Source organism: Shewanella sp. CAL98-MNA-CIBAN-0140, assembly GCF_040309905.1.
Taxonomy (GTDB): domain Bacteria; phylum Pseudomonadota; class Gammaproteobacteria; order Enterobacterales; family Shewanellaceae; genus Shewanella; species Shewanella psychromarinicola.
The window spans coordinates 1-263 of sequence record NZ_JBEOPI010000201.1; the positions used below are offsets into that span (position 1 = coordinate 1).

The 263-nt window shown below is 63.5% G+C and carries 1 pseudogene; it reads right to left on the reverse strand.

The features are described from left to right. Nucleotides 1-263: pseudogene (locus AAEY93_RS20750) on the reverse strand (hypothetical protein); the annotation flags it as partial.

Below are 263 nucleotides of genomic sequence, written 5' to 3' on the forward strand. Positions count from 1 at the left end.
GGCCCCAGGTGTCCTTGGTGCGTTGGCGTACTTCCTTGCCGCGCTCGAGGATGATCGGCTTGAAGCCCATCTGTGCCAGCAGCAGCCCGGCGAAAATCCCGCAGGGGCCAAAGCCCACCACGATTGGCCGCTCAGCCAGGCCTTCCGGCGCCTGGCCCACCACCTTGTAGCTGACGTCCGGTGCCGGATTGACGTTGCGATCATCGGCAAACTTGAGCAGCAGAGGGGCTTCACCCTTCACGTTCAGGTCGACGGTGTAGATG